Source organism: Pseudomonas sp. B414, from assembly GCF_055408445.1.
The window spans coordinates 63038-89305 of the sequence record NZ_JBUZTQ010000004.1; the positions used below are offsets into that span (position 1 = coordinate 63038).

Here is a 26268-nt window from a genome sequence, read left to right on the forward strand (position 1 = left end):
ACTCCGTCAATGATCAAAAACTCAGGAAAGCTCGGGCGCCACTTCAACCGCACGGCCCGCTGCCGGTTTTACCCACAACAGATAAGCCACAACCAGCAGGACGATCCAGACCACACCTACCATCAATGCTGCCTGGGTCTCAGGGAAGTAACCCAATACGCCGAAGATAAACACCATGAACGCAATAGCAGCGATCGGTGCATAAGGCCAGAACGGAACCGGGAACTTGAGTTCAGCTACTTGCTCGGCAGTCATGGAACGGCGCATGGCCACTTGGGTGACCAGAATCATCAGCCACACCCAAACCGTGGCGAAGGTGGCGATAGAGGCGATGACCAGGAAGATGTTTTCCGGGATCAGGTAGTTAAGCACCACACCAAACAGCAAAGTGGCACCCATCACCAGTACGGTCATCCACGGCACGCCGTGGCGGGAGATTTTGGCAAAGCCTTTAGGCGCCTGCCCTTGCTGGGCCAGGCCGTACATCATGCGGCCTGCGCCGAAGATGTCACTGTTGATGGCCGACACCGCCGCCGAGATCACCACGATATTAAGAATAGTGGCCGCCGAGCTGATGCCCAGGCTGTCAAAAATCTGCACAAAGGGGCTGCCCTGGCTGCCGATCTGGGTCCACGGGTAGATAGCCATCAATACAAACAGGGTCAGCACGTAGAACAGCAAGATGCGCAGAGGCACTGCGTTGATCGCTTTAGGAATCACACGCTGCGGATCTTTGGCTTCACCAGCAGTGATACCGATGATTTCAATGCCGCCAAAGGCAAACATCACCACGGCAAACGAAGCGATCAAACCGCCGACGCCGTTAGGCATAAAGCCGCCGAAGGACCACAGGTTACTGATGCCGGTCGCGACTGCGTCAGAGCTGCCGGAGGTGCCGATGCCAAACAGCATGATGCCGAAGCCAGCCAGGATCATGGCCACAATGGCCGCCACTTTAAGCAGCGACAGCCAGAATTCCATTTCACCGAAGACTTTGACGCTGCACAGGTTAAGCCCGCCGATCAGCAGAACGATGCCCAATACCCAGATCCAGCGCGCCACTTCCGGGAACCAGAAGCCCATGTAAATGCCGAAGGCGGTGACATCGGCCAGACACACGATGATCATCTCGAAGGCGTAGGTCCAACCGAGGATAAAGCCGGACATGGGGCCCAGGTAGGTGCTCGCGTAATGACCGAACGAGCCGGACACCGGGTTATGCACGGCCATTTCGCCCAGTGCGCGCATCACCATAAAGACCGCAGCGCCACCAATCAGGTAGGCCAGCAGCACAGCAGGCCCAGCCATCTGGATGGCAGCGGCTGAACCATAAAAAAGACCCGTTCCGATCGCTGAACCCAGCGCCATAAAACGGATGTGGCGAGCAGATAGCCCGCGTTTCAAACCTTGAGTTTGCGTTTGCATTTCGCGTCCTTGGATTATTTTTGTCGGCGAAAACAGAGACGCAGAAGGTCCAGGAAGGACCCTCTGCGTTTTTTTGAGTTACAGGCTTGGCAGAACGTGAGCAGGCACCAGCTCGTTCAGGCAGCGAGTAGCCAGCAGTTGCATGGCAATTTCGATGTCCGGGGCGAAGAAGCGGTCTTTCTCATAGTGCGCAACCTTGCTGCGCAGGGTGGTGCGGGCGATTTCCAGTTTGGCGGAAGTTTTCAGGCCATCACGCAGATCCAGACCCTGGCACGCGGCCAGCCATTCGATCGCCAGTACGCCACGGACGTTCTCAGCCATTTCCCACAGACGCTTGCCAGCAGAAGGCGCCATCGATACGTGGTCCTCCTGGTTGGCAGAGGTAGGAATGCTGTCCACGCTATGCGGGTGGGACAACGCTTTGTTCTCGCTGGCCAGGGCCGCCGCCGTAACCTGGGCGATCATAAAGCCGGAGTTCACACCGCCATTGGCCACCAGGAACGGTGGCAATTGCGACATGTGCTTGTCCATCATCAACGAAATGCGGCGCTCGCTCAGCGAGCCGATTTCGGCAATTGCCAACGCCATGTTGTCGGCAGCCATCGCCACCGGTTCGGCGTGGAAGTTACCGCCCGAGATCACGTCGCCCTGCTCGGCAAATACCAGCGGGTTATCCGACACTGCGTTGGCTTCGATGCCCAGCACCTCGGCGGCCTGACGGAACTGAGTCAGGCAGGCGCCCATGACTTGTGGCTGGCAACGCAGGGAGTACGGGTCTTGTACCTTGTCGCAGTTTTTGTGCGACTCGGAGACTTCGCTGCTTGCGCCCAGCAGATCGCGATAAATCGCAGCGGCGTCGATCTGACCGCGCTGACCACGGGCAGCGTGAATGCGCGGGTCGAACGGCGAGCGCGAACCCAGCACCGCTTCAACCGTCAGGCCACCGCAGGCCATCGCGGCGGCAAACAGGTCTTCGCCTTCAAACAGACCGCGCAGGGCGTAGGCCGTCGATACCTGAGTACCGTTGAGCAACGCCAGACCTTCCTTGGCAGCCAGGGTCAGCGGCTCAAGACCGGCTTGTTTCAAGGCAGTGACGGCATCCAGCCACTCACCCTTGTAACGTGCCTTGCCTTCGCCCAGCAGCACCAGCGACATATGCGCCAACGGCGCCAGATCGCCCGATGCACCCACCGAACCTTTCAGCGGAATATGCGGGTAAACCTCGGCATTGATCAGGGCGATCAAGGCATCGATCACCACACGACGAATCCCGGAGAAACCACGGCTCAGGCTGTTGACCTTGAGCACCATGATCAGGCGCACCAGATCATCACTGATCGGCTCGCCGATACCGGCGGCGTGGGACAGCACCAGGGAACGCTGGAGGTTTTCCAGGTCTTCGCTGGCAATTTTGGTCGAAGCCAACAAACCGAAACCTGTATTGATGCCATAGGTGGTGCGGTTTTCGGCAAGAATCTGCTCAACGCACGCCACACTGGCATCGATCTGCGCCGAAGCGCTCGCGTCCAGGCTGAGGGTTACCGGCTGCTGATAAATGTCACGCAGTTGGGCAAGGCTCAGTTGGCCGGGGATCAGGTTTAACTCAAGCACGTTAATACTCCTTCACGCGTGTTACCGAAATTATAGAAATCTTGTGGGAGCGAGCCCGGGGTTAGCCGTTGATCATCGGCAGGTTCAGACCCTGCTCATTGGCACAATCGATGGCGATGTCATAGCCTGCATCGGCGTGACGCATTACGCCGGTGGCCGGGTCGTTGTGCAGTACGCGGGCAATGCGCTCGGCCGCCTCGTCAGTACCGTCACACACGATCACCATGCCCGAATGCTGGGAGAAGCCCATACCTACGCCGCCGCCGTGGTGCAGCGATACCCAGGTCGCGCCACTCGCGGTGTTAAGCAAGGCGTTCAGCAGTGGCCAGTCAGACACAGCGTCCGAACCATCCTGCATGGCTTCGGTTTCACGGTTCGGGCTGGATACCGAGCCGGAGTCCAGGTGGTCGCGGCCGATCACGATCGGGGCTTTCAGCTCGCCGCTGCGCACCATTTCGTTGAACGCCAGGCCCAGCTTGGCGCGCTGGCCCAGACCGACCCAGCAGATACGTGCCGGCAGGCCCTGGAAGCTGATGCGCTCGCGCGCCATGTCCAGCCAATTGTGCAGGTGAGCGTCGTCGGCGATCAGTTCCTTGACCTTGGCGTCAGTCTTGTAAATATCTTCGGCATCGCCCGACAGCGCGACCCAACGGAACGGGCCGACACCACGGCAGAACAGTGGACGGATATAAGCAGGAACAAAGCCCGGGAAATCGAAGGCGTTTTCTACGCCAACTTCTTTGGCCATCTGACGGATGTTGTTGCCATAGTCGAAAGTTGGAATGCCAGCTTTCTGGAATGCCAGCATGGCTTCAACGTGTTCGCCCATCGAAGCCTTGGCGGCTTTAACCACTGCTGCCGGATCGGTCACGGCGCGGTCGCGGTACTGTTCCCAGGTCCAGCCTTTTGGCAGGTAGCCATTCAGTGGGTCATGGGCGCTGGTCTGGTCGGTAACCATGTCCGGGCGTACACCACGGCGAACCATTTCTGGCAACAATTCAGCGGCATTCCCACATAGCGCGATGGAAATCGCTTTGCCTTCTGCGGTGTATTTCGCAATTCGGACCAGCGCGTCATCCAGGTCCGCGGCTTGCTCGTCGACATAACGGGTGGCCAGACGGAAATCGATACGGCTTTGCTGGCATTCGATATTCAGCGAGCAGGCACCGGCCAGGGTTGCTGCCAGCGGTTGCGCGCCACCCATGCCGCCCAAGCCTGCGGTCAACACCCATTTGCCGACCAGACTGCCGTTGTAGTGCTGGCGACCGGCTTCAACGAACGTCTCGTAAGTGCCCTGGACGATGCCCTGGCTACCGATATAGATCCAGCTGCCGGCAGTCATCTGGCCGTACATGGCCAGGCCTTTGGCGTCGAGTTCGTTGAAATGCTCCCACGTGGCCCAATGCGGTACCAGGTTGGAGTTGGCGATCAGTACCCGCGGTGCGTTGCTGTGGGTTTTGAACACGCCGACCGGCTTGCCCGATTGCACCAGCAGGGTTTCGTCATCGTTGAGGTTGGTCAGGCTTTCGACGATCTTGTCGTAGCACTCCCAGTTACGCGCAGCCCGGCCAATACCGCCATACACCACCAGTTCAGTCGGGTTCTCGGCCACTTGCGGGTCGAGGTTGTTCATCAGCATCCGCAGTGGCGCTTCAGTCATCCAGCTTTTGGCTGTGAGCTGGGTGCCACGGGCGGCGCGGATCTCACCATCACGGTGACGGGTGAACGAAGCAGGCGATTTTGGGGTAGTTGAAGTCACGGGTAACTCCTCAGCGTTGGGCAGATGCGTCGGGTGTGAGAAGAGGATCGACGCACACTTATGTACTTGTACATACAAGCATATGCAAGTTAGCGGCCAATCTGAAAATTTTCGTAATGAAAAAGCTGAAAGCCCCGTAAATAAAGGTGCAGAGCAGTGAGAGGCGTTTTTAACGGGAGAGAGGAGGATTCGATGGGATGTTACTGAAACAGACTTGTGCGCTGATTTGGGGCGTTTGGTAACAAGCAAGGGGGGGATATTTTGTGGGAGCGGGCTTGCTCGCGATGCAGGCACTAAGGCTTGTCAGTTAAACCGAGTTGAACCTATCGCGAGCAAGCCCGTTCCCACATGACCATCACTGAGTTAGACGGCGCTCAACTCAATCACACAGCACAGACCGGTCAGGGTGATTTCCAGCAACTGGCGATTGCCGCTCAGTTGCAGGCAATCATAACGGCCCAGGTGTTCGTGGCTGGTGTTACCCACACCCACGTGCACATGCTGACCCGCACTGAACACCAGCACTGTATGCGCCGAGCTAAACAGGCGCTGCGGGGTTGCTGCATCCATCCATTGCAGGCGTGCCGCGTAACGCTGCGGTGCATAGATCAGATTGAAGTCGCGTATCGGACCATCAATCAGTGTGCAACTGACAGCGCTTTCACCCTTGAACGCAAACGCATCGAACGGTAACAGCGCCCGGGTACTTACACCGTCCACTTGCAGGTTCATACCCGCACCTTGCAGCACGCTGATAATCCGTTGATAGCCGTCAAAGCGCGAAAAACCGCCAGACTCGCCAATATCGGCAATCGACAGGCGCCAGCCAAAGCCTTCCAGGCCCTCGCCCGCATCACGGGTGATTTCTTCGGTGCTGCCACCGCCGTTTTTCCACGGCATGCGTGGGTAATCGGCGGCGCGTAAAACAACAGGCTGGCTCATTTGCTGAAACGTCCTTCAAGGCGATGACGGGAACCGGGATGAATCAAACGGGCGGCGGTAACAGGCTGACGGCCCGACCAGGTGCGGCGGCGAATCAGCAGGCACGGCTCGCCCGGCTCGATTTGCAGCAGCTTGCACTCTTTAGGGTCAGCCAGAATTGCCTCAACCACATGTTCGCCTTCGGTCAGCGGTGCGACTTGGGACAGATAGGCGTAAGGCGTTTGCAGGGTGAAGTCCTGCTTGAGGTAGTCCGGCGCCACTTGGGCGTTGACGAAACGGTCCTCGATTTGCACGGCAATCCCGTTTTCGTAGTGCACGATCAACGAATGAAAGACTTTCTGCCCTTCACGCATATCCAGCACCGCAGCGCGCTCAGAGCCAGCCATTTCTTCACCCAGGCTGATCACCTTGCAGGTGTGCTTGTGCCCACGAGCAGCGATTTCATCGGCGATATTGTTGACTTCAAACAGCGCGGACTGGGTCTTGGGCTCGGCCACAAAGGTGCCGACACCCTGCATGCGCACCAGCAAGCCGTCGGCGGTCATTTCACGCAGCGCACGGTTGATGGTCATGCGGCTGAAGCCCAACTGGGTCACCAGTTCGCTTTCAGAAGGCACACGGTAATGCGGCGGCCAGTTACCACTCTGGATTTGTTGAGTGATCATTTGCTTTACGCGGGCGTAAAGCGGGGCCGGGCTATCGCCCATGTGGGCGGCCAGCGGGGACACGACAGGCGGAGTCGACACAGGCAATCCTTGTTCATGAGTTAAGTGCGTAGCTTGCCGGAGTTTACCGAGCAGGCAAACGTCTGTATATGTATATACAAATAACAAACTTTGGGGTACCGAACCGATGTCCGTCTACTTTGCCGAGCGCGCGCTGTTACCTACAGGCTGGGCTGCCAATGTCCGAATCGAGGTCGGTGCCGATGGCTGCCTGACCCAGGTTCAAGCCAATGCCGACGCGCACGGCACCGAGCGCCTGAGCGGGCCACTGCTGCCGGGCATGCCGAATCTGCACTCCCACGCGTTCCAGCGGGCCATGGCCGGCTTGGCCGAAGTTGCGGGCAACCCCAATGATAGCTTCTGGACGTGGCGCGATCTGATGTATCGGCTCGTCGGAAAAATCAGCCCCGAGCAGCTCGGCGTTATTGCCCGCCAGTTGTATATCGAAATGCTCAAGGCGGGTTACACCTCGGTTGCCGAGTTCCATTATGTGCACCACGACCTGTCGGGCCAGCCCTATGCCAATCCGGCAGAGCTGGCATTGCGTATCAGCGAAGCGGCGCGTTCCACCGGGATTGGTCTGACGTTACTGCCAGTGCTTTATACCCACTCGGGCTTTGGCGGCCAGGCCCCAAATGACGGCCAGCGGCGCTTTATCAACAGCACCGAGCAGTACCTGAAACTGCAGCAGCAGTTGCAACCGCTGCTGGCGCAGCAACCTGCGCAAGCCTTGGGCCTGTGTTTCCACTCGTTGCGTGCCGTGACTCCCGAGCAAATCCACGAAGTGCTGGGCGCCAGCAACACGACCTGCCCGGTGCATATCCATATTGCCGAACAGCAAAAGGAAGTCGACGATTGCCTGATTTGGAGCGGCAAGCGCCCGATCCAGTGGCTTTATGACAATGTCGAAGTCGATCAGCGCTGGTGCCTGGTACATGCCACGCATGCCAATGCGGATGAAGTACAGCGCATGGCGCAAAGCCAGGCGGTGGCCGGGCTGTGCCTGACCACTGAAGCCAACCTGGGTGACGGTATTTTCCCGGCGGTGGACTTCCTCGCTCAGGGTGGGCGCATGGGCATCGGCTCGGACAGCCATGTGTCCCTGAGCGTGGTTGAAGAACTGCGCTGGCTGGAATACGGCCAGCGCCTGCGCGACCAGCGCCGCAACCGCATGTACCGCAGCGATCAGCCGATGGTCGGGCGCACGTTATACGACGCAGCATTGGCGGGTGGTGCGCAAGCGATGGGGCAAGCAGTTGCTGGCCTGGCAGTGGGCCAGCGCGCCGACTGGCTGGTGCTTGACGGTAACGACCCGTATCTGGCCACGGCACAGGACGACGCCATCCTTAACCGCTGGTTGTTTGCCGGTGGTGATCGTCAGGTGCGTAACGTAATGGTCAATGGCCAGTGGGTTGTGCGCGATGGCCGTCATGCCGATGAAGAAGCCAGTTGCCGCGATTTCACCCGAGTGCTGCGGGAGTTGTTGGGGTAATCCGTTATCACAATATTTATGTGGGAGTGGTGGTGCGACGATTCGAATGGCTCGCGATGCCACTCCCACAAATAATTGTCTACAACCCGTTCAGCTCTTTCGCAGCCCATTCCCGCACTTCGGCATAGGGATAGTTCTCCAGCGCCGCAAACCCGGGAATAGCCCGCGCTTTCATCTTGGTGAACATCGGCACACTGATCCCGCACAAAAACCGGGTCAGGCGTTCTGCCGGGGGATAACTTCCCGAATACTCATGATGCCTGTGGATAAAAGCACCGCACAAAGCCTCGAAGTTTTTATCCACAAGCGGCGCCAATGCAGGCGGCTCCGGCAATCGGGCCACCTGCCCTGCGCACACCGAACAATGCCCGCACTGCTGCGGTGCCTGTTCGTCGCCAAAGTACTGTGCCAGCCGGTGGCTGAGGCAGGTATCACTGGCGAACAAGTCAAGCATCGCGTGAATGCGCACAATCTCGCCGTGCTCATGAGCGGTGAAATAAGCATGCAGCTCCTGGCTCAGCAACCCGGCATCAAAATCGCTCACCAGCAGGCTGTAGACATCTGTCATCTGCTTGCTTTCAAGCTCGATCCAGCCCTTCTCCTGAAAGTAATCCAGCGCCTTGACCACGCGGTTACGGTCAGCCTGATGCTGCGCGTACAGCGTCTCGAAATTCACCGTGGCCCAGGTTCTGGCGCGGGTGGAGGTCTGGATGATGGCCGAGACAAACTGCTGGCGCTCACCTTCGAACTTGGCCAGCAAGGCCTCGGGCTCGATCAGAAACTTGAACCGGTACTCCGCAAAATAGGCGTAGCGTGGGGCAATCAGGCCACGCAGTTCCAGTTGCACCAGTAAGGTTTTAAGCGGCAACTGACGAATATTGCTCTGATCGGACAACGGCAGAAGCATAAACTCCCACTGCCCCTCAGGTATCGCCCCACGCAATTCATCGAGCACACAGCGAATACCCTCCAGTTCAGGCGTGTCGCCATACACAAAGTTTTCCAGCACGTTAAGGCTGTCGCGGTTGGCCAGCACCAGGCATTCGGATGGCTCACCATCACGCCCGGCGCGGCCGATTTCCTGACTGTAATTCTCAATCGACTTGGGCAAGTCGAAGTGCACCACATTACGGATATCGCTTTTATCGATGCCCATTCCGAAGGCGATGGTCGCGACAATGCAGTTCAACTGCCCGCCCATAAACTGGCGTTGGATGCCCTCGCGCTGCTCATGGGGCAAACCGGCGTGATAGGCGTTGGCGCTGATCCCGTGCTGATTGAGGTGCTGGGCGATCTTCTCGGCGGTCTTTTGCAGCGTGACGTAGACGATGCTCGGCTGACCGATACGCTCGCCCATCCACTGCACCAGACGCTGACGCTTGGCTGCACCGCTGACCGGCTCAACCCACAGATTGAGGTTGGCGCGATAAAAACCGGTGGTGATGACATCCGCCTCGGCAATCGCGAACTTGGTCTGCATGTCAGCGATAACATTGGGTGTGGCTGTAGCCGTCAGCAGCAAGGCTTGCGGGATATTGAACTGGCGCTGGTAGTCCGGCAGCTTCAAATAGTCCGGCCGAAAGTTATGCCCCCATTCGGAAATGCAGTGGGCTTCGTCCACTACCAGCAACGAGATTGGCACTTGCTGCAAAAAGTTACGGAAGCGTTCGTTTTTCAGGCGCTCGACCGAAATCATCAGAATCTTCAATTCACCCGCTTTGGCCCGGGCCATGACGGTACTGGCCTGATCACGGCTTTGCGCCGAATCAATGCTGGCTGCCGCGATGCCATGGCGCTGCAAAAACGCCAGCTGGTCCTGCATCAGCGCCAGCAAGGGCGAAACCACCAGCGTCAGGTGCGGCAATAACAGCGCTGGCAATTGATAACACAATGACTTGCCCGACCCCGTCGGAAAAATCGCCGCTGCCGAACGCCCAGCTAAAACAGCACTGATCGCTGCCTCTTGCCCGGCACGAAACTGTGGATAACCGAAAACCTGTTCCAGGGTGTTGTACATCACTGTCACTCCATTGACCGCTGCAAAGCGTAAAACTCTAACGCGAGGTTTGCAGCCGATCGAGAATAGGCCGGGGGCAAATTGAGAGGGGATGATACAGACGTGTCATGAAATCAGAGGTGATCGCTAGTGCAGACGCTTTTGCGCGGCTACGTAGACGGCATTTTCATCGCGCCGACCGACACCAAGCACCAAAACTATCAAGCGGTTATCAATCACTTCATACACCAGCCTCACCCCGCTGGCTCGAAGTTTGATCTTGTAACAGTTCGCCATGTTGCTGAGCCTGGCTGAAGGCACTTTAGGGAATAACAGGCGCGATTTAAGCTTTTTCAATAGCTGGATCTGAAGGGTCTTATCCAGCTTTGCCAGTTCCTTTTTTGCTTCGAGTTCAAACTCAAGGCTATAGGTCTTGATTGCATCTGCCTGGGTTTCAGCTTTTTTCGGCAGTTGCGATGAGCTCATTAATATCGACCTTGATTGTAGGCTTGCCGCGCCTTTCATTGACCAACCGGGCCAGTTCGGCGTCGTCGATCATCTCCAGCAGCAACTCATAGCGCTCTGGCGAAAGGATGTAAAAAGCCGGTTCATTGCGATTGAGAATGACCATGGGATCACCGCCGCTTTCACGATAAGTGCCCATAGGGTCTTTTTTCAGATCTGTCACTGAAGCAGCGACTTTAGCGAGCATGGCGAATGTCATGATAGGGCCTCATGCCTGTGTATTAAGAATGACTCATCTGCGAAGCCTGTAAGTCATCTGAACGAAGCTGAACAAGCCTATAAGGTAGCACTTCAATTAGCGTTTTTAAAGGCACCTATAAAAGTACGACCAAACAACCTAAACCCCCGGATACTCAATTATGAATCTCGCCCCTGACCTCCCGGACACCCCCACCCTGCGCGAGCTGATGCAGGTGCTGCATGAAGAAATAGGCTTGCCGGAGCACAAGGCCGTAGGCCTGAAGACGTCGATCAACCTCGACCTGGGCTGCAACGGCAGTGATGCCCAGCACCTGATGGAAACCCTGGAGGAGCATTTCGGCCTGGAGCTGGCGGATTACGATGCCTACCGCTATTTCCAGCCTGCCGGTAACGACCCGCATCTCAAGCGTAAGGCCAAGGGCCGCGAGGGCAAAGTGCCGCTGAGCATTGGCATGCTGTATGAAGCGATCAGCAGTGGTCATTGGGATACGCAAAAACTGGAAGGTTAGGCAGATTACTGCGGGTGCGACGATTCGACTTGCTCGCGATGCAGGCAGCACGGTCTTTCAGTTGAACCGAGTGGATGCCATCGCGAGCAAGCCCGCTCCCACAGAATGAAAACTCCCGGAAAAATTTCAGAAACAAAAAAGCCGCCTTTTCAGGCGGCTTTTTCGTCAATCAACACACTGACCGATTGCTTACGCCTTCGGGCCAGCAGCCTTGATCGCATCGCTGACGTCGAACTTCTTGAAGTTCTCAACGAACAGGCCGGCCAGGGCCTTGGCTGCTTCGTCGTAGGCCGCTTTGTCAGCCCAGGTGTTGCGTGGGTTCAGCAGAACTGTATCAACGCCCGGTACGGCCAATGGCACGTCGAGGTTGATGATGTCCAGGTGCTCGGTTTCTGCGCCGATCAGAGCACCGCTCTGGATCGCTGCAATCACCGCACGAGTGGTCGGGATGTTGAAACGCTTGCCAACGCCGTAGCCACCGCCGGTCCAGCCGGTGTTAACCAGATACACCTTGGAGCCGAAACCACGGATGCGCTTGATCAGCAGCTCTGCGTATTCGCCAGCCGGACGCGGGAAGAACGGTGCGCCGAAGCAGGTGGAGAAAGTCGACTTGATGCCGCTGCCCGACCCCATTTCAGTGGAGCCCACCAGTGCGGTGTAGCCAGACAGGAAGTGGTAGGCCGCTTGCTCTTCGCTGAGGATCGACACCGGTGGCAGTACGCCAGTCAGGTCGCAGGTCAGGAAGATTACAGCGTTCGGCTCGCCGCCCAGGTTCTTCTCGGAGCGCTTGGCAACGTGTTCCAGCGGGTAAGCGGCGCGGCTGTTCTGGGTCAGGCTGACATCGGCATAGTCAGGGTGACCGGCATCGTCGAGCACAACGTTTTCCAGCACGGCGCCGTGTTTGATGGCTTTCCAGATAACCGGCTCGTTCTTCTCCGACAGATCGATGCACTTGGCATAGCAACCGCCTTCGATGTTGAACACCACGCCCTCGCCCCAGCCGTGTTCGTCGTCACCGATCAGGTAACGGCTTTCATCGGCAGACAGGGTGGTTTTACCAGTACCCGACAGACCGAAGAACAGGGTCACATCGCCTTCTTCGCCAATGTTGGCAGCGCAGTGCATCGGCAGTACGTCAGCAGCAGGCAGCAGGAAGTTCTGCACCGAGAACATGGCTTTTTTCATTTCACCGGCGTAACGCATACCGGCGATCAGCACTTTTTTCTGAGCGAAGTTGAGGATCACGCAACCGTCGGAGTTGGTGCCATCACGCTCAGGCACGCACTCGAAGTTGGCCACGTTAAGCACTTGCCACTCATCACGACCGGCCGGGTTGTACTTGGCAGGGTTGATGAACAGGCAACGACCGAACAGGTTCTGCCAGGCAGTCTGGGTGGTCATTTTCACGGCCAGGTAGTGGTCTTCGGAAGCACCTACATGCACGTGGGAAACGAAATGCTCTTGCGCGTTGTTGAACGCCTCGACGCGGTCCCACAGGGCATCGAACTTGTCGGCCGGGAACTTGCGGTTGATCGGGCCCCAGGCAATGGCAGCCTGAGTGGACGGTTCTTCAACAATGAAGCGGTCAGCCGGCGAACGGCCTGTACGGTGGCCAGTTTCGACAACCAGTGCGCCATTGTCGGCAAGCACGCCTTCACCACGGTTCAGGGCTTCTTTGACCAGATCGTCGATGCTCAGATCGGTGTACACGGCGTTATTAGCTTGCGTCATGAGGTTCCCCGTCGGCCATTGGCCGAGTGCGCCAAACGTTTTGTAGTAGAAAAGTTTGCACTACTACCGCGAAAAAAGTGGGCCGGATTATGCCAGAAAACCCCAAAAAGAGTAGGCCCCACCTGTCAGAACCGCGCAAGAACGGGCTTTGACAGGTGTTTTACCTAGGCTGAAACGTTTTAGTGATGAGTGCCCGAAGGGGATTCAACACCTGCGCCAGCGAACAATTGATCGACATCTGCAGCATCAAACAGGTAGCGCTCGTTGCAGAACTGGCAGTCGATTTCGATATGACCGCCATGCTCGGTCACCAGATTGAGCGCATCGGCGTGCCCCAGACTGGTCAGGGCATTGCCCGAACGTTCACGGGAGCAGCTGCACTTGAATTCAATGGCCTGATTATCAAACAGGCGCACCGTTTCTTCGTGATACAGGCGATGCAGGATGGTTTCGTTGTCCAGGCCCAGCAGCTCTTCGGCCTTGAGTGTATCGCCCAGCATCAGCAAACGATCCCAGCTGTCGACGCGCTCGTCTTCATCCTTGACCACATCGGCAGGCAACTGCTGCAAGAACATGCCGCGGGCACGCTGGCCATCAGCAACCAGCCAGAAACGGGTCGGTACTTGCTCGGACATCACGAAGTAGTTGGTGAAACAGTCAGCCAGGGTTTCGCCGTTCAGGTCCACAATGCCCTGGTAGCGTTTGCCAACCGTCGGATCGATGGTAATAGCCAGTACGCCGTTAGGCAGCAGGTCTGCGAGGGTGGCATCCGCCGCAATGCCAGCCGCGTCGAAACGGGCCAGGCCGCGAATCTCTCGGTCGCTGGTGCACTCGATCATCAGCAGCGGCACCGGGCCCTCGGAACGTGCCTGCAGGCTCAGCAAACCATCAATTTTCTGGTTGCCCACCAGCAACGCAGCCGCAGCCATCAGTTCGCCCAGCAACTGCTGTACCGGCTGTGGATAAGCGTGCTTGGCCAACACGTCAGCGTAGCTGTGCTCCAGCGAGGCCAGCTCGCCGCGGGCGTCGCTGGTGTCGAACATAAAGCGTTGTGTGGCATCGGTTTTGTGTAAGTCGGACATAAGAATAGAGTTCTGAATGGGTGACAAAATGTGTTCGGGTCTTTGAATATCGTAAAAATCTAATGAGCCTATATGGCGCCATGCAGTGACGATTACAAGTTGTGCGCGCGCAGACTCGACGTACGGTTTAGGCTCACTCGGCCCCGCTGGCATCATGAAATTGATGCAGCTGGCGCCGCTGTTTCTTGGTCGGCTTGCCATCGGTGCTGATGCCCATAGCTCCGGATTTGCGCATGGCCGCCGCATTTTCGCGCTTGGCGATGCTTTGTTCGGTTTCGGCATAGAGCAATTGGGCTTCGGGAGCGCCACGGCGCACCACTGACAGGGCTTTGACTTCCACAGTGCGTTCTTCAAGGCCTACACGTATCTGTAGTTCATCGCCCAGGCGCGGTTCTTTACTCGGCTTGCAGCGTTCACCACGGCAATGCACCTTGCCGCTTTCAATCGCAGCTTTGGCGAGTGCCCGAGTCTTATAAAAACGCGCGGCCCAGAGCCACTTGTCCAGGCGAACCTTGTCGTCCTCTTCGTGCTTTTGCGCCACTGGAATTCCTCTTCACTAAAATAGTCAGAACTGTACTACTACTTAGGATGAACAACTGAAGCAATTGGCCCGATAGAATGCCTGCCTGCTTAGCAGCGTACACGCAGATAACTGTCGCCATTTAGCAGATATTCTGCGTGAATACCGCTTACCGGCATCGCCGGCTGTTTTACCTGCAGGGTTTCTCTCCTGCGGCCTGAATACGTTAATCGCTGGTTACTTATATTGAAGACTTTTGATCACTTGACCGTTGTCGGTCTGCGCGAGTGGGTGGCGCTCCCCGATTTGGGAGTCGCGGGCCTGCGGGCGAAAATCGACACCGGTGCCAGTACCTCCAGCTTGCACGCCACCGAGATCGAGCCTTTTGTGCGCGACGGTGTCGAATGGGTACGTTTCAATGCCCATCTGGGCACCCTGGTACAACTGCGTCACCGCCACTGTGAAGCGCCTTTGGTGGCCATTAAAACCATTAAAAGCTCCAACGGCCACGCCCAGGTTCGCTATGTGATTCGCACCGGCCTGGCGCTGGGAGATCGGGTCTGGGAGGTGGAGTTCACCCTTGCCTGCCGCAAATCGATGCGTTATCGCTTGTTGCTGGGTTCAAAAGCCCTGGTGGATGGCCAACTGGTCGTCAACCCTGAGCATAAATACGTTCAAGACAAGCCGGTGTTCCCGGTCACTACTACCTCTGCCACAGGTGTTGCATGAAGATCGCTGTGCTGTCGCGTAACCCGCGTCTGTATTCCACTCGTCGTCTGGTTGAAGCCGGTACCGAACGAGGCCATGAGATGGTAGTGATCGATACCCTGCGCGCCTATATGAACATAGCCAGTCATAAGCCGCAGATTCACTATCGCGGCAAGCCGCTGGAAGGCTTTGATGCAGTGATCCCGCGCATTGGCGCATCGGTCACGTTCTATGGTTGCGCGGTGCTGCGCCAGTTCGAAATGATGGGGGTTTTCCCGCTCAACGAATCGGTGGCCATTGCCCGCTCACGGGACAAGCTGCGCTCACTGCAACTGTTGTCACGGCGTGGCCTGGGCTTGCCAGTCACTGGTTTTGCCCACTCGCCGGATGATATTCCCGACCTGATCGAGATGGTCAACGGCGCGCCGCTGGTGATCAAGGTACTGGAAGGTACCCAGGGTATCGGCGTGGTGCTGTGTGAAACCGCCACTGCCGCCGAATCGGTGATTGAGGCCTTTATGGGGCTCAAGCAAAACATCATGGTGCAGGAATACATCAAGGAAGCGGGCGGCGCGGATATTCGCTGCTTCGTGGTCGGGGACAAGGTGATTGCGGCCATGAAACGTCAGGCCAAGCCGGGGGAATTCCGTTCCAACCTGCACCGTGGCGGTAGCGCCAGCCTGATCAAGATCACGCCGGAGGAGCGCATGACCGCCATACGTGCGGCCAAGGTCATGGGCTTGAGTGTGGCGGGGGTCGATATCCTGCGCTCCAACCACGGCCCGCTGGTACTGGAGGTCAACTCGTCACCGGGTCTGGAAGGTATTGAAACCACCACAGGCAAGGATGTGGCGGGGATCATCATTCAGCATCTGGAGAAAAACAGCAGCCCGCATATGACGCGGACCAAAGGCAAGGGCTGACGGCGGTCAACCCTATGTGGGAGCGGGCTTGCTCGCGAATGTATCAATGCGGTGTGATCAACAAACCGAGTTGTGTATCGCTAGCAAGCCAGCGCCCACAAAGTCAGCAATACCTAAACCGCCCCTCTGGGCAACATCAGCCCCAGCGGCAGGCGCACACGGGCTTCCAGCCCCCCGCCGCTGCGGTTACGCAGTTCAACATTGCCGCCATGCATGGAGGCAATGCGCTTGACGATCGCAAGGCCCAACCCTGTGCCTTTACCGCCACGGGCACGGTCGCCACGAATAAACGGGTTGAAGATGTCTTCAAGCTCCGCAGGATCAATCCCGGCACCCCGGTCCATCACACTCAGCACCACATATGGCGCGCTCACATCTCCAGACACATACGCCGCAACCTCGACGTCTTCACCTGCGTGATGCAGCGCATTGCCTATCAGGTTGTTGAGCAGGCGCTTCATCGACACCCGGCGCAGTGCAAACGGCTGGATCGGCTGCAGGCGCAAGCGCACCTGCTCGCCGTTCTGGTTGTAAGGCGCCACGACTTCGCGGATCAGCTCACACAGGTCAACTTCTTCGACCGGCTCGTCACGGCCATCACGGATAAAGGCCAGGAACTGATCGAGGATCGCGTCCATGTCTTCGATGTCACGCACCATATCGTCCGTCAGGTCGTTGTGGTTGCCCATCAACTCCAGAGACAGGCGTAAACGGGTCAGTGGTGTGCGCAGGTCATGGGACACGCCAGCGAGCATCAGCTCACGCTCACGCCCTGCCTGCTCGACGTCTTCAGCCATTTGATTGAAGGCGCTATACACCTCGGTCATTTCACTGGGCGTATCGCCCACCGGCAAGCGCACGCTGCGCCCCTGCCCCAGTTGCCGGGCCGCATACACCAGACGCTTGAGCGGCTGATTGAGCTGGCTGACAAAAATCCACGCCGAGGCGGTGGATAACAAACCAATGGCGAGGAACCAGCCCAGCACGTTCCAGATTTTCTGCCCACGCAGCGGATGCGGATACAGCGGCACTTTCAACCAGCCATCACCCAGGCTCGGGGCACGCACCCACAGCGCGGGGGATGTGTGCATGCGCAAGCGCACTTCGGTGTCCGGGCCCAGCTCGGCCTGCATCTGACGCTGGTAGATTTCGCTATAGGGCCAGTGTTGCTCGCCCTCGGGCACACCGCCACCCACGACACGAACCAGGTCCACGGCATCAATAATCTTGTTACGATTTTCTTCATCGGCGGCCCAATAGGCGCGCAGGGTCAATGCCACACCGTGGCTGTACTGGCGATCGACCAATACGTCCTCGTTCATAAGCAGGTAAACCAGGGTCAACGCCTTGGAAAACAGCACGACGATCAGGACAAGCCAGAGCGTTCGTGAGAAGAAACTTTGGGGGAACCAGACAGGGGTTTTCATAGACAGCCGCTTTTACACTTTGCAGGAGCGAGCCCAAGGACCCGCAAAAAAATGAATCGCGAGCCACCCAGGCACCACACGGTGTCCGCGTCGCTCGCTCCTACAAATGATCTGTCACTTGCTCGCGTTACCATCCGGCACAAACACATAACCCACGCCCCAGACGGTCTGGATATAGCGGGGTTTGGACGGATCAGGCTCGATCATGCGACGCAGGCGCGAGATCTGTACGTCAATGGAGCGCTCCAGCGCATCCCACTCGCGACCACGGGCGAGGTTCATCAGTTTGTCGCGGGTCAACGGCTCACGAGCATGCATGACCAGCGCTTTAAGCACCGCAAACTCACCGGTGGTGAGCATGTGCACTTCATCGCCACGCTTGAGCTCACGAGTTGCCAGGGACAGCTCGTAATCACCGAACGTCACGCTTTCGTCCTCGCTGCCTGGTGCACCCGGCACTGGCGGAGCCTGACGACGCAATACCGCACGCACTCGCGCCATCAGCTCATCGGGGTTGAACGGCTTGGCCAGATAATCGTCGGCGCCCAGTTCCAGGCCCTTGATACGGCTCAGCTCGTCGCCCTTGGCGGTGAGCATGATGATTGGCACTCGATTGCCCGCTGCACGCAGGCGGCGGCAGGCGGACAAGCCGTCTTCGCCGGGCAGCATCAAATCCAGTACCACCAGATTGAATACCTCACGAGCCAGCAAACGATCCATTTGCTCGACGTTCGGCACAGCACGGGCGCGGTAGCCCTTGCTGACGAAGAAACGTTCCAGCAGGCTGCTCAGCCCCGGATCATCATCAACGATGAGAATTTTTTCGCCTTCCGCCGTTTGTGCAATGCTGCTCATTAGATGCTCCTGTGATCTCGTCGCGCATTATGGCTTAGACGCTGTAATACGTATGGTGTGCATTGTTAGCAGATTTGTCTTCCTTAAACAGTAGACCAAGCGACGGTACTACAGCGCGCAGTGCCCTGAATCCGGGAACGCTGGTTATAATGCGCCGCCTTTTGTGTCAGGCAAGCTCGAATTTTCAATGATTGCGCCAGGATTTATTTTTTCAACAACTGGCGTAATTTGCTGACTTCACGGGTCAACAGGCTGCCCTTTTGGCCCAGGTAGCGGCCCCCACGGGCCGTTCAACCAGCCTCGCAAGCCTTCAAGCCCGGGCGTGCGAGCCTGCATCACAATTTGTCAGGTGGTTTTATGGACAGCATCAACAGCCGCATCGCCGAAGAACTTGGCGTGCGCCCGCAGCAGGTCGAAGCGGCCGTCGCTCTTCTGGATGAAGGCTCCACCGTGCCTTTTATCTCGCGCTATCGTAAGGAAGTGACCGGCAGCCTGGATGACACCCAGTTACGTCACCTGGAAGAGCGCCTGCGCTACCTGCGAGAACTCGACGAACGGCGTGTGAGCATCCTCGCCAGCATCGAAGAACAAGGCAAGTTGACCCCAGAATTGGCTCGCGACATCAAGCTCGCCGAGACCAAGACCCGCCTCGAAGACTTGTACCTGCCGTACAAGCAAAAGCGCCGCACCAAGGGCCAGATCGCCCTGGAAGCCGGCCTCGGTGAACTGGCAGACGGCCTGTTCAACGACCCGACACAAAATCCGGAAACCGAAGCAGCCCGTTTTGTCGACGCCGAAAAAGGCGTGGCTGACGTCAAGGCAGCCCTCGATGGCGCCAAGTATATTCTGATGGAGCGCTTCGCCGAAGACGCCAGCCTGCTGGACAAGCTGCGCAGTTTCCTCAAGCAGGAAGCGATCCTCAGCGCCCGCGTAATCGCTGGCAAGGAAGAAGAAGGCGCCAAGTTCCGCGACTACTTCGAGCACGACGAGCCGCTTAAAAGCATGCCGTCGCACCGCGCCCTGGCGATTTTCCGTGGCCGTAACGAAGGCATTCTCAGCTCTTCGCTCAAAGTCGGTGAAGAACTGCCCGGCACGATGCACCCTGGCGAAATGATGATTGCCCAGCGCTTCGGCCTGGAAAATCAAAATCGCCCGGCGGACAAATGGTTGGGCGAAGTGGTGCGCTGGACCTGGAAGGTCAAGCTCTATACCCACCTCGAAACCGATTTGCTGGGTGAGTTGCGCGACGGTGCTGAAACCGAAGCCATCAACGTGTTTGCCCACAACCTGCATGACCTGCTGCTGGCTGCACCTGCGGGCCCGCGTGCCACCCTGGGCCTGGACCCGGGCCTGCGCACAGGCTGCAAGATTGCCGTGGTCGATGCCACCGGCAAGCTGCTGGAATACGCCACCGTGTACCCCCACGTGCCGCACAACAAATGGGACCAGACCATCTCGGTCATGGCCGCCCTGTGCGCCAAGCACTCGGTGGAGCTGATTGCCATCGGCAACGGTACTGCCAGCCGCGAGAGTGACAAGCTGGTCATCGATCTGATGAAAAAATACCCGGCCCTGAAAGTCACCAAGGTGATGGTCTCTGAAGCCGGTGCGTCGGTGTACTCGGCCTCGGAACTGGCAGCCAAGGAATTCCCGGATCTGGACGTATCGATCCGTGGTGCGGTGTCGATTGCCCGCCGCCTGCAAGACCCGCTGGCCGAGCTGGTAAAAATCGACCCTAAATCCATCGGGGTCGGCCAGTACCAGCATGACGTGTCCCAGCTCAAACTGGCACGTGGCTTGGACGCGGTGGTTGAAGACTGCGTAAACGCCGTGGGCGTCGACGTGAACACCGCCTCCGTAGCACTGCTGGCGCGTATCTCTGGCCTCAATGCCACCCTGGCACAAAATATCGTCAGCCACCGCGATGAGAATGGCGCATTCAAAACCCGTGCGGCACTGAAAAAAGTCAGCCGTCTGGGCGAAAAAACCTTCGAGCAAGCGGCAGGTTTCTTGCGCGTGATGAATGGCGACAACCCACTGGACAGCTCCGCGGTTCACCCTGAGGCCTACCCGCTGGTCAAACGTATTGCTTCGGACACCGAGCGTGATATCCGCTCGCTGATCGGCGACGCCAGCTTCCTGAAGCGTCTGGACCCGAAAAAATTCACCGACGAAACCTTCGGTCTGCCGACGGTCACCGACATTTTGCAAGAACTGGAAAAACCGGGCCGCGACCCGCGCCCCGAGTTCAAGACCGCCGAGTTCCAGGAAGGCGTCGAAGACCTCAAGGACCTGCAACTGGGCATGATCCTCGAAGGCGTAGTGACCAACGTGACCAACTTCGGTGCTTTCGTCGATATCGGCGTGCACCAGGACGGTCTGGTGCATATCTCGGCCTTGTCCGAGAAGTTCATCAAGGACCCCCGTGAAGCGGTGAAAGCCGGTGATGTGGTCAAGGTCAAGGTCATGGAAATCGACATCCCGCGCAAACGCGTTGGCCTGTCGATGCGCATGAGCGATACCCCGGGCGAGAAAATCGACGGTGCTCGCGGCGCACGCCCGGGCTCGGCACCGCGCCAGCAAAGTACTGCTCCACGCAAGGAAAGTGTGGCAGCAGCGCCGAGCAATAACGCCATGGCCTCGTTGTTCGCCAATGCCAAACAGCTGAAGAAACGTTAATGGCACTCCCTGATGGAGTGACCCAAAGCGCCTTCAGCCAGTTGATCGGCTGCCGCGTGCAATCGTTGGAAGACGGCGTTGCCCACGTTGCGCTGAGCCTGGAGGCGCAATTGCGCAACCGGGCCGGCAAGCTGCACGGTGGCGTGTTGTTCAGCCTGGTGGATATCAGCATGGGGCTGGCGTGTTCCAGCGCCCATGGTTTCGATCAGCAGAGCGCGACCATCGAGTGCAAAATCAACTACATCCGGGCGGTGTCTGAAGGCGAAGTGCTCTGTATCGCCAAAGTCATCCACCCCGGGCGGCGCACGCTGGTCGTCGAAGCGGATGTGTTCCAGGGCGACAAACTGGTCGCAAAAGCACAAGGCACCTTCGCAGTCCTGTAGCCGCCGTTGGGTAATTTGAGTTAATTTCGGCATTGCTAACGCGGTGCCGAAATGCGCTTGGAGCGCTCAGGAGCCGAAACAGGGACGGGACCAATGCACTATCAAAAAAGCCAGGCGACCACGCCGGTTTCAACTTCACCCTTGTAGACCGTCCTGACCACCCCCATATTGGGGCGACTGACGCGTGAAGGAATCCAACTTGAGCCAACTTCTCAACCGCCGCCTGGCTCTGCTCAGCGAGCGCGCAAACCTCACTCTGCTTGAGCAATGCCTGCACGGCATCGAGCGCGAATGCCTGCGCGTCACGGCCGATGCACGCCTGGCGCAGACGCCGCACCCCGAAGAACTGGGCTCGGCCCTGACCAACGATCAGATCACCACCGACTATTCAGAGTCGCTGCTGGAGTTCATTACCCCGGCCCTGCCCGATCCGGCGCAGACGCTGGCCAGCCTCGACAAGATCCATCGCTTTGCCTACAGCAAGCTCGGCAACGAGTTCCTGTGGAGCCCTTCGATGCCGTGCCCGTTGCCGGCCGAAGAAGACATCCCGATTGCCTACTACGGCACCTCCAATATCGGCCAGCTCAAGTACGTGTACCGCAAAGGCCTGGCCCTGCGTTACGGCAAGACCATGCAATGCATTGCCGGTATCCACTACAACTTCTCCCTGCCCGAGGCCCTGTGGCCCGTGCTGATGCAGGACGAAGGCTTTGTTGGCACTGAGCGCGATTATCAATCGAGCGCCTATATCGCCCTGATTCGTAATTTCCGTCGTTACAGCTGGCTGCTGATGTACCTGTTCGGCGCCTCTCCTGCACTGGATGCCGGATTCTTGCGCGGCCGTTCGCACCAGCTTGAACAACTGGACGCAGACACGCTGTACCTGCCGTACGCTACCAGCCTGCGCATGAGCGACCTGGGATACCAGAGCAACGCCCAGGCCGGTCTGACGCCGTGCTACAACAACCTCGACAGCTACACCGACAGCCTACGCAAAGCCGTGGCCACGCCTTACGCGCCCTATGTCGAAATCGGCACGCACAAGGATGGCGAGTGGGTGCAGTTGAACACCAACATCCTGCAAATCGAAAACGAGTACTACTCCAATATCCGTCCCAAGCGCGTGACCTACACCGGCGAACGGCCGATTCAGGCTTTGGTGTCCCGTGGTGTGCAGTACGTTGAAGTGCGTTTACTGGATATCAACCCGTTCCTGCCGGTGGGCATCGACTTGCCGCAAGCGCGTTTTCTCGACGCTTTCCTGCTCTATTGCGCGCTGCAGGACAGCCCGCAGTTCGACAGTGAGGGATGTGGCAGTTGTTCTTCCAACTTCCTCAGCGTGGTCAAGGAAGGCCGCCGTCCGGGCCTGCAATTGCAGCGTGATGGCGCAGCCGTCGACATGAAGGAATGGGCAGCCGAGCTGCTGGAAAAAATCGCTCCGCTGGCCGCCCTGCTTGACCAGAGCCACGGTGGCGAGCACCACAGCAAGGCGCTGGACGAACAGTTTGAAAAGGTGCGTGACGTGTCGCTGACGCCTTCTGCCAAAGTATTGGCCAGCATGGCCGAGCACAAGGAAAGCTTCGCCCAGTTCTCCATGCGCCAGAGCCAGGTCCATGCCGAGTTCTTCCGCAGCGAACCATTGAGTGTTGAAGATCAGGCCGCGTTCGAAGAAAAAGCGCGCAAGTCACTGCTCGAACAAGCTGAGACCGAGCAAACGGAAGAAGGCGACTTTGACCTGTTTGTGGCGTCGTATCAGGCGAGTATTTTGGCGATCAGTAACTAGGCAGATCAAAAGCCCCTCATCACGCCTCTCCCGGAGGGAGAGGCGACTGATAGGGGGGTGTTCTTGCGAGCGCATGCGGTCGGCTCCTACGCAAGCTGAGGCAATGGACGGCTTACGGGTTTTGAAGGCAGGCGTACTGCTACTCTATTGCACAAAGAAACTGGCGCTGGATGCCGCTACGCAGACTGCGCATCACTTCTGTGGGAGCGGGCTTGCTCGCGATAGCATCAACTCGGCTTTCAAGACAGACCGAGTTGCCTGCATCGCGGGCAAGCCCGCTCCCACAAGGTTGGGTTACAGCGTTTTTTCAAAGATTTTCGAGTTACGCTGATAGTTGTACAACGATGCACGCGCCGCTGGCAGGCGCTCTACACCGCTAGGTACAAACCCGCGTTCACGGAACCAGTGCGCAGTACGTGTGGTTAATACAAACAGGGTTTTCAAACCCTGAGCCCGGGCGCGGTTTTCAATGCGCTCCAACAGTTCATCACCACGGCGACCATGACGGTACTCCGGATTCACCGCCAGGCACGCCAGCTCCCCCGCATCCGAATCGGCAATCTGATACAACGCCGCACAAGCGATGATCATGCCTTCACGCTCAACCACGCTGAACTGTTCGATCTCACGCTCCAGCACTTCGCGCGAGCGACGTACCAGAATGCCCTGCTCTTCCAGCGGGCTGATCAATTCAAGCAGGCCGCCAACGTCTTCAATCGCCGCTTCGCGCGTGACCTCAAATTGCTCTTGCGCCACCAGCGTACCGCCACCGTTGCGGGTAAACAGCTCTGTGAGCAACGCACCGTCTTCGGCATAACTGACGATATGGCTGCGCGCCACACCGCCACTGCAGGCCTCGGCGGCCGCTTCCAGCAATTCGGCCTGGTAGTCGCTTCCCAGGCGCTTCATATGCGCAGGCACCTGCTGTGGACGCAACTCGCGCACCAGACGCCCTTCTGCATCGAGCAAGCCCGATTCAGCGCCGAACAGCAGCAACTTGTCCGCCGCCAGGTCGATGGCGGCGCGGGTGGCGACGTCTTCACAGGCCAGGTTGAATATCTCGCCGGTAGGCGAGTAGCCCAAGGGTGACAGCAGCACAATGGAGCGCTCGTCGAGCAGGCGGTTGATGCCCTTGCGGTCGACCCGGCGCACTTCGCCAGTATGGTGGAAGTCCACACCATCGAGCACGCCGATCGGTCGCGCAGTCACCAGATTGCCGCTCGCCACCCGCAGGCGTGAGCCCTGCATCGGTGAAGACGCCATGTCCATCGACAAGCGCGCTTCAATCGCGATACGCAACTGGCCCACAGCGTCGATCACGCATTCCAGGGTGGTCGCATCGGTGACGCGCATGCCGTTGTGGTAATTGGGCACCAGCCCTCGGGCTTCAAGACGGCCATCGATTTGCGGGCGCGAACCGTGTACCAGCACCAGACGCACACCCAGACTGTGCAACAGCACCAGGTCGTGGACGATATTGCCAAAGTTGGGGTGCGCTACACCGTCGCCGGGGAGCATGACGACAAAGGTGCAGTCGCGGTGGGCATTGATGTAGGGAGACGCGTGACGAAGCCAGTTAACGTAATCGTGCATAACCAGAGCCTGTAGAAATTAAGTCGCCTAAAGAGGGCAAAAACAGCAAACGCACAGCGGGCTGGTGGTTATCGTCGAAACATTGTTGGCAACACGCGTGTACTCCTTGTGTATGGCTGTGGGAGCTGGCTTGCCTGCGATTGCATCAACGCAATCTGGCAGTAAAACCGCATTGTCTGTATCGCGAGCAAGCCCGCTCCCACAGGGAAACTGCGTTATTTCAGGCAGTAATGTTCAATCAGCTGAGTCAGTAGACGCACTGTCGGCTGCAAACGTGACATTTCCAGGTATTCACCCGGCTGATGCGCGCAGGTGATATCGCCCGGGCCCAGCACCAGCGTTTCGCAGCCAAGCTGCTGAAGATAAGGCGCTTCGGTGCCAAACGCTACTGCTTGCGCACGATGCCCGGTGAGTCGCTCAGCCACTCGCACCAACTCGGCATCGGCATCCTGCTCGAAGGGCGGTACTCCGGCGGCAATGGGTGCGAAGTCGATCTTCACCTGATGGCGCTCGGCCAGAGGTTGCAGCTTGCTGCGGATAATGGCCCGCAGCGCGTTGGGGTCCATGCCCGGCAGCGGGCGCAGGTCGAATTCCAGCGAACACTGGCCGCAAATCCGGTTGGGGTTGTCACCACCATGAATGCAGCCAAAGTTCAGGGTCGGCTGCGGCACGCTGAACTGCGGGTTGCGGTACTCATTGAGCCACTGCTGGCGCAGCCCTTTAAGCTCGCTGATTGCGTCGTGCATGGCCTCCAGCGCGCTGTGGCCCAGGCTTGGGTCGGATGAGTGGCCGCTTTGCCCGAGGATCTCGATGCGCTCCATCATCACGCCTTTGTGCATGCGGATCGGCTTGAGTCCGGTAGGCTCACCAATCACCGCAGCACGGCCCAGCGGTCGGCCCGCTTCGACCAGAGCCCTGGCTCCAGCCATCGAGGTTTCTTCGTCGCACGTGGCCAGAATCAGCAAGGGCTGCTTGAAGGGCTGATCAAGCAAAGGCCGCACTGCTTCGATCACCAGCGCAAAAAAGCCCTTCATGTCACAACTGCCCAGGCCTACCCAGCGGTTATCAACTTCAGTCAGCTTGAGCGGATCGGTCTGCCACAGCGCTTCATCGTAGGGCACGGTGTCACTGTGCCCGGCCAACACCAGCCCGCCGGGGCCGCTGCCAAAACTTGCCAGCAGGTTGAATTTACCGGGGCTGACCTGCTGGATATCGCAGTTGAAACCCAGTTCGGCCAGCCAGGTGGCCAGCAGATCGATCACCCCACGGTTGGTTTGATCCAGATGGGGCTGGGTGCAACTGACCGACGGCATGCCGATCAGAGCTGCGAATTGCTCTTTCATGGAAGGTAAAGGCATGCGCTGACTTCCTGTTGGCGGGGCGAGGCCCATCATAGAGC

The 26268-nt window shown here is 58.3% G+C and carries 22 protein-coding genes; 7 read left to right on the forward strand and 15 right to left on the reverse strand.

Going from position 1 to position 26268, the window contains the following annotated elements:
- Positions 1-21: 21 nt before the first annotated feature.
- From ACZRMH_RS04950 to hutC, 5 genes are all read right to left on the reverse strand, one after another.
- The gene (locus ACZRMH_RS04950; RefSeq protein WP_464012432.1) at positions 22-1425 is read right to left on the reverse strand and encodes an amino acid permease; all 1404 of its coding nucleotides are present in this window, start codon (positions 1423-1425) and stop codon (positions 22-24) included.
- Positions 1426-1503: 78 nt separating this feature from the next.
- Positions 1504-3036 (reverse strand): histidine ammonia-lyase, encoded by a 1533-nt coding sequence (gene hutH / locus ACZRMH_RS04955; RefSeq protein WP_464012433.1) that lies wholly within the window; start codon positions 3034-3036, stop codon positions 1504-1506.
- A gap of 61 nt (positions 3037-3097) precedes the next feature.
- Complete coding sequence (gene hutU, locus ACZRMH_RS04960) at positions 3098-4795, reverse strand: urocanate hydratase (RefSeq protein ID WP_464012434.1); 1698 nt, start codon at positions 4793-4795, stop codon at positions 3098-3100.
- Between the two features lie 363 nt (positions 4796-5158).
- A complete protein-coding gene (locus tag ACZRMH_RS04965; protein WP_464012435.1) occupies positions 5159-5737 on the reverse strand; it encodes a HutD/Ves family protein in 579 nt (192 codons plus the stop codon).
- Positions 5734-6444 (reverse strand): histidine utilization repressor, encoded by a 711-nt coding sequence (gene hutC / locus ACZRMH_RS04970; protein ID WP_464012595.1) that lies wholly within the window; start codon positions 6442-6444, stop codon positions 5734-5736. The genes ACZRMH_RS04965 and hutC overlap by 4 nt, the downstream gene beginning before the upstream one ends.
- 145 nt (positions 6445-6589) lie before the next feature.
- Here hutC and ACZRMH_RS04975 point away from each other — a divergent pair, with 145 nt between their 5' ends.
- On the forward strand, positions 6590-7954 hold the full coding sequence (locus tag ACZRMH_RS04975) for a formimidoylglutamate deiminase (protein WP_464012436.1): 1365 nt from the start codon (positions 6590-6592) through the stop codon (positions 7952-7954).
- 79 nt (positions 7955-8033) lie between these two features.
- Here the strand turns inward: ACZRMH_RS04975 and ACZRMH_RS04980 are convergent, their stop codons facing one another.
- From ACZRMH_RS04980 to ACZRMH_RS04990, 3 genes are all read right to left on the reverse strand, one after another.
- Entirely contained in the window at positions 8034-9971 is a 1938-nt protein-coding gene (locus ACZRMH_RS04980; protein WP_464012437.1) for a RecQ family ATP-dependent DNA helicase, read from the reverse strand.
- A 126-nt stretch (positions 9972-10097) separates the two neighbouring features.
- Positions 10098-10436 carry a type II toxin-antitoxin system RelE family toxin gene (locus tag ACZRMH_RS04985; RefSeq protein ID WP_464012438.1) on the reverse strand — a complete coding sequence of 113 codons (339 nt, stop codon included), beginning with the start codon at positions 10434-10436 and terminating at the stop codon, positions 10098-10100.
- The gene (locus ACZRMH_RS04990; protein ID WP_464012439.1) at positions 10405-10674 is read right to left on the reverse strand and encodes a type II toxin-antitoxin system Phd/YefM family antitoxin; all 270 of its coding nucleotides are present in this window, start codon (positions 10672-10674) and stop codon (positions 10405-10407) included. The genes ACZRMH_RS04985 and ACZRMH_RS04990 overlap by 32 nt, the downstream gene beginning before the upstream one ends.
- A 160-nt stretch (positions 10675-10834) precedes the next feature.
- On the opposite strand from ACZRMH_RS04990, the gene ACZRMH_RS04995 reads away from it, so the two are divergent.
- Positions 10835-11185, forward strand: a complete 351-nt coding sequence (locus ACZRMH_RS04995; RefSeq protein ID WP_464012440.1) for a DUF1493 family protein — start codon at positions 10835-10837, stop codon at positions 11183-11185.
- A gap of 189 nt (positions 11186-11374) precedes the next feature.
- Here ACZRMH_RS04995 and ACZRMH_RS05000 read toward each other — a convergent pair whose 3' ends face one another.
- The 3 genes from ACZRMH_RS05000 to ACZRMH_RS05010 form a co-directional block, all read right to left on the reverse strand.
- Positions 11375-12916 carry a phosphoenolpyruvate carboxykinase gene (locus ACZRMH_RS05000; protein ID WP_464012441.1) on the reverse strand — a complete coding sequence of 514 codons (1542 nt, stop codon included), beginning with the start codon at positions 12914-12916 and terminating at the stop codon, positions 11375-11377.
- A 179-nt stretch (positions 12917-13095) separates the two neighbouring features.
- Positions 13096-13998: an Hsp33 family molecular chaperone HslO gene (hslO, locus tag ACZRMH_RS05005; protein ID WP_464012442.1), complete on the reverse strand. Its 903-nt coding sequence runs from the start codon at positions 13996-13998 to the stop codon at positions 13096-13098.
- 133 nt (positions 13999-14131) lie between these two features.
- Entirely contained in the window at positions 14132-14539 is a 408-nt protein-coding gene (locus ACZRMH_RS05010; RefSeq protein WP_464012443.1) for an RNA-binding S4 domain-containing protein, read from the reverse strand.
- A gap of 225 nt (positions 14540-14764) precedes the next feature.
- Between ACZRMH_RS05010 and rimB the strand changes: the two genes are divergently transcribed.
- The gene (gene rimB, locus ACZRMH_RS05015) at positions 14765-15247 is read left to right on the forward strand and encodes a retropepsin-like aspartic endopeptidase RimB (protein WP_464012444.1); all 483 of its coding nucleotides are present in this window, start codon (positions 14765-14767) and stop codon (positions 15245-15247) included.
- Entirely contained in the window at positions 15244-16149 is a 906-nt protein-coding gene (gene rimK, locus ACZRMH_RS05020; protein ID WP_016783140.1) for a 30S ribosomal protein S6--L-glutamate ligase, read from the forward strand. The genes rimB and rimK overlap by 4 nt, the downstream gene beginning before the upstream one ends.
- A 113-nt stretch (positions 16150-16262) precedes the next feature.
- On the opposite strand, the gene ACZRMH_RS05025 is transcribed toward rimK, so the two are convergent.
- A complete protein-coding gene (locus tag ACZRMH_RS05025; RefSeq protein WP_016783139.1) occupies positions 16263-17576 on the reverse strand; it encodes an ATP-binding protein in 1314 nt (437 codons plus the stop codon).
- A 114-nt stretch (positions 17577-17690) separates the two neighbouring features.
- The gene (gene ompR / locus ACZRMH_RS05030) at positions 17691-18431 is read right to left on the reverse strand and encodes an osmolarity response regulator transcription factor OmpR (protein WP_464012445.1); all 741 of its coding nucleotides are present in this window, start codon (positions 18429-18431) and stop codon (positions 17691-17693) included.
- Positions 18432-18788: 357 nt separating this feature from the next.
- Between ompR and ACZRMH_RS05035 the strand changes: the two genes are divergently transcribed.
- The 3 genes from ACZRMH_RS05035 to gshA all read left to right on the forward strand — a co-directional run bounded on the left by ACZRMH_RS05035 (position 18789) and on the right by gshA (position 23276).
- Complete coding sequence (locus tag ACZRMH_RS05035; protein WP_464012446.1) at positions 18789-21110, forward strand: Tex family protein; 2322 nt, start codon at positions 18789-18791, stop codon at positions 21108-21110.
- Positions 21110-21493: a PaaI family thioesterase gene (locus ACZRMH_RS05040; RefSeq protein ID WP_464012447.1), complete on the forward strand. Its 384-nt coding sequence runs from the start codon at positions 21110-21112 to the stop codon at positions 21491-21493. Before ACZRMH_RS05035 ends, ACZRMH_RS05040 begins: the two co-directional genes overlap by 1 nt.
- Positions 21494-21692: 199 nt before the next feature.
- Positions 21693-23276: a glutamate--cysteine ligase gene (gene gshA, locus ACZRMH_RS05045; protein ID WP_464012448.1), complete on the forward strand. Its 1584-nt coding sequence runs from the start codon at positions 21693-21695 to the stop codon at positions 23274-23276.
- Positions 23277-23570: 294 nt separating this feature from the next.
- Here gshA and argA read toward each other — a convergent pair whose 3' ends face one another.
- Positions 23571-24869, reverse strand: a complete 1299-nt coding sequence (gene argA / locus ACZRMH_RS05050) for an amino-acid N-acetyltransferase (RefSeq protein ID WP_464012449.1) — start codon at positions 24867-24869, stop codon at positions 23571-23573.
- Between the two features lie 215 nt (positions 24870-25084).
- Positions 25085-26227, reverse strand: coding sequence for an acetylornithine deacetylase (gene argE / locus ACZRMH_RS05055; RefSeq protein ID WP_464012450.1), 1143 nt, complete (start codon positions 26225-26227; stop codon positions 25085-25087).
- Positions 26228-26268 lie beyond the last annotated feature (41 nt).

What these genes read in the sequence shown, in the direction of transcription:
- ACZRMH_RS04950 (WP_464012432.1), bottom strand. Translation starts at nt 1,425, where the DNA reads ATGCAAACGCAAACTCAAGGTTTGAAACGCGGGCTATCTGCTCGCCAC.
- ACZRMH_RS04965 (WP_464012435.1), bottom strand. Translation starts at nt 5,737, where the DNA reads ATGAGCCAGCCTGTTGTTTTACGCGCCGCCGATTACCCACGCATGCCG.
- hutC (WP_464012595.1), bottom strand. Translation starts at nt 6,444, where the DNA reads ATGGGCGATAGCCCGGCCCCGCTTTACGCCCGCGTAAAGCAAATGATC.
- ACZRMH_RS04975 (WP_464012436.1), top strand. Translation starts at nt 6,590, where the DNA reads ATGTCCGTCTACTTTGCCGAGCGCGCGCTGTTACCTACAGGCTGGGCT.
- ACZRMH_RS04980 (WP_464012437.1), bottom strand. Translation starts at nt 9,971, where the DNA reads ATGTACAACACCCTGGAACAGGTTTTCGGTTATCCACAGTTTCGTGCC.
- ACZRMH_RS04985 (WP_464012438.1), bottom strand. Translation starts at nt 10,436, where the DNA reads ATGAGCTCATCGCAACTGCCGAAAAAAGCTGAAACCCAGGCAGATGCA.
- ACZRMH_RS04990 (WP_464012439.1), bottom strand. Translation starts at nt 10,674, where the DNA reads ATGACATTCGCCATGCTCGCTAAAGTCGCTGCTTCAGTGACAGATCTG.
- ACZRMH_RS04995 (WP_464012440.1), top strand. Translation starts at nt 10,835, where the DNA reads ATGAATCTCGCCCCTGACCTCCCGGACACCCCCACCCTGCGCGAGCTG.
- ACZRMH_RS05000 (WP_464012441.1), bottom strand. Translation starts at nt 12,916, where the DNA reads ATGACGCAAGCTAATAACGCCGTGTACACCGATCTGAGCATCGACGAT.
- hslO (WP_464012442.1), bottom strand. Translation starts at nt 13,998, where the DNA reads ATGTCCGACTTACACAAAACCGATGCCACACAACGCTTTATGTTCGAC.
- rimK (WP_016783140.1), top strand. Translation starts at nt 15,244, where the DNA reads ATGAAGATCGCTGTGCTGTCGCGTAACCCGCGTCTGTATTCCACTCGT.
- ACZRMH_RS05025 (WP_016783139.1), bottom strand. Translation starts at nt 17,576, where the DNA reads ATGAAAACCCCTGTCTGGTTCCCCCAAAGTTTCTTCTCACGAACGCTC.
- ompR (WP_464012445.1), bottom strand. Translation starts at nt 18,431, where the DNA reads ATGAGCAGCATTGCACAAACGGCGGAAGGCGAAAAAATTCTCATCGTT.
- ACZRMH_RS05035 (WP_464012446.1), top strand. Translation starts at nt 18,789, where the DNA reads ATGGACAGCATCAACAGCCGCATCGCCGAAGAACTTGGCGTGCGCCCG.
- ACZRMH_RS05040 (WP_464012447.1), top strand. Translation starts at nt 21,110, where the DNA reads ATGGCACTCCCTGATGGAGTGACCCAAAGCGCCTTCAGCCAGTTGATC.
- argA (WP_464012449.1), bottom strand. Translation starts at nt 24,869, where the DNA reads ATGCACGATTACGTTAACTGGCTTCGTCACGCGTCTCCCTACATCAAT.
- argE (WP_464012450.1), bottom strand. Translation starts at nt 26,227, where the DNA reads ATGCCTTTACCTTCCATGAAAGAGCAATTCGCAGCTCTGATCGGCATG.